A 7754-nucleotide genomic window follows, 5' to 3' on the forward strand; every position below is an offset into this window, starting at 1 on the left:
GGGGTGGTGGTCGAGGTCGGCGAGGAGGATGCGGTTGGGGTGTTCGGTTTGTGCGGTGCGGATGAGTCCCCATACGGGTGCGGTGGTGAGGTTGATGGGGGGTTGATCGGGCTGGTTGGGGTGGTTGAGGGTGATGGCGTGGTGGGTGATGGCGAGGAGGCGGGTGGTGGTGAGGTGGTCGTCGGTGAGCCATTGCTGGAGGGTGAGGAGGGTGTCTTCGAGGATGGCGTGGGTGGCGGTGATGATGTCGCTGTCTTCGGTGCCGTCACCGTCTGCGGTGCCGGTGCCGGTGCCGGTGCCGGTGCCGGTGCCGAGGGCGTCGGGTGTGGTGGGTGGGTTGATGGGGAGGGCGATGAGGTCGGGGGTGGGTTCTCCGGCGCGGATGGCGTGGGTGAGGGTGTCGAGGTCGGGGTAGTAGGACACGCTCAGTCCGGTCTGGCGCAGGTCGTCGGCCAGCTCCCGATCCCGCAACACCGCCCAGAACTCACGAGCCGCCGGTAGGAGTTCCAGAGGACGCCAGGCCACCCGGAACAGCGCGTTGTCCACCCCTGGAGCGGCCGGCCTGAGTTGCTCCGACGAGACCGGCCGCGCCGACAGCGTGTCGATCGAGACGACCGGTGTCCCGGTGGGGTCGGCGGCCTGGAGGGACAGCGACCCGGACTCGCCGAGGAGGACGCGCACGCGTAGTTCGGTCGCGCCGGAGGCGTGCAGCCGCACGCCGCTCCACGCGAAGGGCAACCGGTTCTGCCCCTCCGGGACCTCGGCCAGCCCCGCCCAGGCCGGAAGATGCACGGCGGCGTCCAGCAGCGCGGGATGGATGCCGAACCGGTCGGCGTCGTCGTGCAGTTCCTCCGGGAGGGCGACCTCGGCGAACAGTTCGTCGCCGCGCCGCCACGCCGCCCGCAGACCCCGGAACGCGGGCCCGTAATGGAGGCCGGCTTCTCCCAATGCCTCGTACACGCCGTCCACATCGATAGCGGTCGCGTCCCGCGGCGGCCAGACGCCGGGTTCCCCGGCTGGTTCGGCCGAGTCCTTCACCAGTAAGGCGGTGGCGTGGTGGGTCCAGTCGTCGCCGCCTTCCGGCCGGGAGTAGACCTCCAGCGTGGTCCTGTCCGGTTCGGAGCGGTTGAGGATCACCTGCACCTGCGTCGTGCCCTTCCCTGTGAGGGGGAGGGGTGCGTGGAGGAGGAGTTCGTCGATGGCGGTGTGGTGGGTGTGGTCGGCGGTGTGGTCGGCGGTGTGGTCGGCGGTGTGGAGGGCGAGGTCGAGGAAGGCGGTGCCGGGGAGGAGGGGGGTGTCGAAGATGGTGTGGTCGGTGAGCCAGGGGTGGGTGGTGAGGGAGAGGGTGCCGGTGGAGATGTGGGTGGTGTTGTCGGGGGTGGTGATGGTGGCGTTGAGGAGGGGGTGGGTGGTGGGGGTGAGGCCGAGGTGGGTGGGGTTGGTGGTGTGGTTGTGGGGTGGGGTGAGCCAGAGGTGGTCGTGTTGGAAGGCGTAGGTGGGCAGGTCGACGGTGTGGGGTGTTGTTGTGGTGGTGGGCCAGGTGATGGGGGTGCCGGTGGTGTGGAGGTGGGCGGCGGCGGTGAGGGCGGTGTGGGGTTCTGGGTGGTTGCGGCGGAGGACCGGGATCGCGTGGGTGGTGTGGGTGTGGTTGAGGGTTTCGCGGATGAGGGGGGTGAGGATGGCGTCGGGTCCGATTTCGAGGTAGGTGGTGGTGCCGAGGTTGTGGAGGGTTTGGGTGGCTTGGTGGAAGCGGACGGTGTGGCGGAGGTGGTTGGTCCAGTAGGTGGGGTCGGTGGTGTGGCCGGGGGGGAGGGTGGTGCCGGTGTGGTCGGAGACGTAGGTGATGGTTGGGGGTGTGTAGGTGAGGGTGGTGATGTGGTTGTGGAAGGTGTCGAGGATGGGGTTCATGTGGGGGGAGTGGAAGGCGTGGCTGACGTTGAGGGGGCGGGTTTTGTGGCCGTTGGTGTGGAGGAGGTGGGTGAGGTGGTTGATGGTGTGGGTGGTGCCGGAGATGACGGTTGTGGTGGGGGTGTTGGTGGCGGCGATGGCGATGTCGGTGAGGTTGTGGGTGGTGATGAGGTGGGTGATTTCGGTTTCTGTGGCGGTGGTGGCGGTCATGGTGCCGGTGGTGGGGAGGGTGTTCATGAGGGTGGCGCGGGTGGCGACGAGGGCGGTGGCGTGGGGGAGGGTGAGGATGCCGGCGGTGTGGGCGGCGGCGATGGCGCCGATGGAGTGGCCGGTGACGGCGGTGGGGGTGATGTTCCAGGTGGCGAGGAGGGCGGTGAGGGCGGTTTGGAGGGCGAATAGGCCGGTTTGGGTGTAGAGGGTGGTGTTGATGAGGGTGGGGTCGGTGTTGCCGAGGAGGACGTGGCGGAGGGGGGTGGTGGTGTGGGGGGCGAGGTGGTGGTCGAGGAGGGTGATGGTCTGGTCGTAGGTGTGGGCGAAGGCGGGGAAGGTTTCGTAGAGTTGCCGGCCCATGGCGGGGTGTTGGCTGCCCTGTCCGGTGAACACGAACGCGATGGGTCCCCCGGTGCCGCTCCCGGTCACCACTCCGGGTGGTGTGCGTGTTGTGGTGGCGAGGGTTGTGGTGTGGTCGAGGAGTTCTTGGCGGGTGGTGCCGAGGATGACGGCGCGGTGGTCGTGGTGGGTGCGGGTGGTGGCCAGGGAGTGGGCGACGTCGGCGGGGTGGAGGCCGGGGTGGCGTTCGATGTGCGCGGCCAGGCGGGCGGCCTGCGCGCGTAACCCATCGGCGGTCTTGGCCGACAGCGTCCACGCGACCGGGGCGGCGGTGGCGGCGGCGTCTTGGGGATCCCCGCTTTCCGTGCTGGCGGAGGCGGAGGGAGTGGCGGAGGGCGCGGCGTCGGGTTCGTCGTCGAGGGCGGGCTCGGGGGCTTGTTCGATGATGACGTGGGCGTTGGTGCCGCTGACGCCGAAGGCGGAGACGGCGGCGCGGCGGGGGCGTCCGGTCTCGGGCCAGGTGGTCGGCTCGGTGAGGAGGGACAGGGCGCCGGAGGACCAGTCGACGTGGGGGGTGGGCTGGTCGATGTGGAGGGTTTTGGGGAGCAGGCGGTGGTGGAGGGCGTGGACCGTTTTGATGATGCCCGCGACTCCGGCGGCGGCCTGGGCGTGACCGATGTTCGACTTCAGCGATCCGAGCCACAGGGGCCGGTCGTGTGGCCGGTTTTGGCCGTAGGTGGCGAGTAGGGCTTGTGCTTCGATGGGGTCGCCGAGGGTGGTGCCGGTGCCGTGGGCTTCGACGGCGTCGATGTCGGTGGGGGTGAGGCCGGCGTTGTCGAGGGCGTGGCGGATGACGCGTTGCTGGGAGGGGCCGTTGGGGGCGGTGAGTCCGTTGGAGGCGCCGTCTTGGTTGACGGCGGTGCCGCGGATGAGGGCGAGGACGCGGTGGCCGTTGCGGCGGGCGTCCGACAGGCGTTCGACGAGGAGGAGGCCGACGCCCTCGGCCCAGCCGGTGCCGTCCGCGGAAGAGGAGAACGCCTTGCATCGCCCATCGGCCGCCAGCCCGCGCTGACGGGAGAACTCGGTGAAGCCGATGGGCGAGGCCATCACCGTCACCCCGCCCGCGAGTGCCAGGTCGCACTCTCCGGTGCGCAGCGCCTGGACGGCCAGATGCAGCGCCACCAGCGACGACGAACACGCCGTGTCGACCGTGACCGCCGGGCCCTCCAACCCGAAGGTGTAGGCGATACGGCCCGACAGCACGCTGCCCAGATTGCCGATGGCCAGATAGCCCTCCAGTTCCTCGGGCACCTGGGTGAGCCGGGCGCCGTACGTACGGTCCGCGACACCCGCGTAGACCGCCGTGCGGCTGCCTTTGAGGGTGTGGGGGTTGATTCCGGCGCGTTCGAAGGTTTCCCAGGCGGTTTCGAGGAGGAGGCGTTGCTGGGGGTCGCTGGCCAGGGCTTCGCGGCGGGAGATGCCGAAGAAGTCGGCGTCGAATCCGGCTACGTCGTCGAGGAAGCCGCCGTGGCGGGTGTAGGTGGTGCCGGGGTGGTCGGGGTCGGGGTGGTAGAGGGTGTCGAGGTCCCAGCCGCGGTCGGTGGGGAACTCGGTGACGGCGTCGCGTCCCTCGTTGACCAGGTCCCACAGGTCCTCGGGGGAGGACACGCCGCCGGGCAGGCGGCAGGCCATCCCCACGATCGCGATCGGCTCGCGGGATCTGGCTTCGACCTGGCGCAGCCGCCGTTCGGCCTGCTTGGTCTCGGCGATCGAGCGCTTGAGGTATTCGCGCAGCTTGTCGTCGTTGGCCATGCGGAGATCAGCTCCTGTCCAGGAGGTCGAAGAGTTCGTCGTCGGTCGCGGAGTCGAGGTCGAGGGCCTCGTCCTCCAGGTCGTCGCCCGGTGTGACGGGAGAATCAAGGCGCGCGACCAGCGCGCGCAGCCGCGAGAGGACCTCGCCGCGCGCGTCCGTGCCGAGCACGAGACCGGCCTCCAGATCGCGGAGCACGGTGAGCGGGTCGGGTGCGGGTCCGCTCCCCGGCGCGGCGCCCTCCCCGATGCGCTCCGCCGGCGGCTCCGGCGACAGGTCCATGGCGGCGGCGTCCAGCGCCGAGAGGATGTGGTCGGTCACCGCGGTGGGCGTCGGATGATCGAAGATCAAGGTGGTGGGCAGCGGCAGCCCGGTGGCCGTCCGGAGGCGGTTTCGCAGGTCGACGGCGGTGAGCGAGTCGAGACCGAGCTCCCGGAAGGCTCTGGTCATCCCCACCGCGTCGTCCTTAGAGTGCCGGAGCACCGCCGCGACCTCCGTACGGACCAGGTCGAGGACGGTCTGGCGGCGCTCGGCCGGCTCCAGCGCCACGAGCCGCCGTACGGGCGAGGAGTCCGCGGCGGCGGGCACGCGGGCGAGCGCGTCGGCGGCGGTGGACGCCGACCGGGAGGCGTCGAGCCAGTAGCGCGAACGCTGGAACGCGTAGGTGGGCAGGGGGACCTGGCGCGGGCCGGTGCCGTCGAGCGCCGGATGCCAGTCGACCGGCACACCGCGGACGAAGGCCTCGGCGAGTGAGACAAGGAATCGATCGAGCCCGCCCTGGTCGCGCCGGAGTGTGCCCACGGCGAGCGCCGGCGGCGCGTCCTCCGCGTCGAGTGTCTCGCTGATCGCGGAAGTGAGCACGGGATGCGGGCTGATCTCGACGAACACCGTGTGACCCTGTGCGGCCAGCTCGCGGGTGGCCCTCTCGAAGAGCACCGGCCGTCGGAGATTGGCGTACCAGTAGGCCGCGTCGAGTTCCGTGTCGTCCACCCAGTCGCCGGTGACGGTGGACAGCATGGGGACGCTCCCTGCGCGGGGCGCCACCGGTGAGAGGGCCTTCGCCAACTCGTCGTGGATGAGTTCGACCTGAGCCGAGTGCGAGGCGTAGTCAACGGGAATCCGCCGGTTGCGTATCCCCTCGGCCTCCAACGCGGTCAGCAGTTCGGTCAGCGCGGCGACCTCACCGGAGACGACCACGCTGCCGGGCCCGTTGACGACGCCGACCGACAGCCGGTCGTTCCAGAACGCGATGCGCGCCTCCGCCTCCTCCAGCGGCAGCGCCACGGACGCCATGCCGCCGTCGCCGGACAGGGTGCGGATGGCCTGGCTGCGCAGGGCCACCACCCGTGCCCCGTCCCGCAGCGACAGCCGCCCCGCCACCACGGCCGCGGCGATCTCCCCCTGCGAATGGCCGACCACCGCGTCCGGGCGCACGCCGTACGAGCTCCACAGCGCGGCGAGTGACACCATCACCGCCCACAGGACCGGCTGCACGACGTCCACCCGCTCCAGACCGGGCGCGCCGGGGACCTGACGGACGACGTCGAGCGGCGACCATGTGACGAACTCTCCGAGAGCGGCGGCACACTCGGTGAACCGCTCCGCGAAGACCGGTGAGGAGTCCAGCAGTTCGCCCGCCATCGCGGGCCACTGTCCGCCCTGGCCGGGGAAGACGAAGACCACCTTTCCGGCGACGTCGGCCGTGCCGCGGACGACGTTGCCGGGTAGCGCCCCCTCCTCCGCCAGCGCGCGTACGCCGGAGTCGAGAGCGGCGCGGCCGGCTCCCACGATCACGGCGCGCTCGGTGAGCAGCGTCCGGGCTGTAAGGAGTGAGTGCGCGACGTCCGCCGCGTCGACTTCGAGGCGGCCCTCCAGGTACGTCGCCAGGCTCACCGCCTGGCCGCGCAGGGCCTCGGGCAGATGACCGGACAGCACCCACGGCAGCGTGGGCGGCGTCGGCGCGTCCGCTCGGGCGGGCTCCTCCTCGGCCGCGGGCTGCTCAAGGATGACGTGCGCGTTCGTGCCGCTGACTCCGAACGACGAGACCCCGGCCCGCCGCGGCCGCCCCTCCTCCGGCCACGGCCGCGCCTCGGTGAGAAGGCGGACGTTGCCGCTCGACCAGTCGACGTGCGGGGTGGGCTCGTCCACGTGCAGTGTCTTCGGCAGCACTCCGCTTCGCATCGCCATGATCATCTTTATGACTCCGGCCCCGCCGGCCGCGGCCTGGGTGTGTGCCACGTTGGACTTCAGCGAGCCGAGCCACAGCGGACGGTCGTCGGGCCGGTCCTGGCCGTACGTCGTGAGCAGCGCCTGCGCCTCGATCGGGTCGCCGAGCGTGGTGCCGGTGCCGTGCGCCTCCACCGCGTCGACCTCGTGCGGGGCAAGGCCGGCGTTGGCGAGGGCCTGCCTGATCACCCGTTGCTGGGACGGCCCGCTGGGGGCGGTCAGGCCGTTGGACGCGCCGTCCTGGTTGACGGCCGAGCCGCGAACGATCGCCAGGACGGGATGGCCGTTCCTGCGGGCGTCCGACAACCGTTCGAGGAGAAGCAGGCTGACGCCCTCTCCCCAGCCGGTGCCGTCCGCGGAGGACGAGAACGCCTTGCACCGCCCATCGGGCGACAGACCGCGCTGGCGGGAGAACTCGACGAAGGTGGCCGGCGACGACATCACCGCGACCCCGCCCGCGAGCGCGAGATCAGACTCGCCGGTACGGAGCGACTGCGCGGCCAGATGCAGTGCCACCAGCGACGACGAGCAGGCGGTGTCGACGGTGACGGCCGGGCCCTCGAAGCCGAAGGTGTAAGCCACCCGGCCGGTCGCGATGCTCCCCGCGCTGCCGTTGATGAGGTATCCCTCGAGGTCGCCGGGGATCTGCTCCAGGCGCGGCGCGTAGTCGTGGTACATCATTCCGGCGAAGACGCCCGTACGGCTGCCTCTGAGCCGGTCGGGATCGATGCCGGCGCGCTCGAACGCCTCCCAGGCGACCTCCAGTAGGAGCCGCTGCTGCGGGTCCATCGCGATGGCCTCGCGGGGGGAGATGCCGAAGAGCGCCGCGTCGAAGTCGGCGACGTCCCGCAGGAACCCGCCGTGCTTGGTGTACGACGTGCCGGGCCGGTCGGGGTCGGGGTCGTAGAGCCGTTCGACGTCCCATCCCCGGTCGGCGGGGAACTCCGACACCGCGTCGCCCCCGGATTCGACCAGCCGCCAGAGCGCCTCGGGCGACTCGACGCCTCCGGGCAGACGGCAGGCCATCCCGACGATGACGATCGGGTCTTCGGCATCCGATGTGCCGGCCACCACCTCGGCTCGTGCCGCCGTCTCCTTCTCCGCACGGGTGCCGCCGAGCTCCCGGTCGATGTGGGTGGCGATGGCGTGGGGGGTGGGGTGGTCGAAGGTGAGTGTGGCGGGGAGGCGGAGGTCGGTGGCGGTGGTGAGGTGGTTGCGGAGTTCGATGGCGGTCAGGGAGTCGAGGCCGAGCTCCACGAGG

Annotated in this window: 2 protein-coding genes; both read right to left on the reverse strand. The window is 71.2% G+C overall.

Annotated features, from left to right (window positions below; translation table 11 throughout):
* On the reverse strand, nt 1–4269 hold a 4269-nt coding region (locus tag JOL79_RS33370), incomplete at its 3' end, for a type I polyketide synthase (protein ID WP_210159936.1).
* Nucleotides 4270–4276: 7 nt separating this feature from the next.
* On the reverse strand, nt 4277–7754 hold a 3478-nt coding region (locus tag JOL79_RS33375), incomplete at its 5' end, for a type I polyketide synthase (protein WP_210159937.1).

This window comes from Microbispora oryzae (assembly GCF_017896165.1).
Lineage (GTDB): Bacteria > Actinomycetota > Actinomycetes > Streptosporangiales > Streptosporangiaceae > Microbispora > Microbispora oryzae.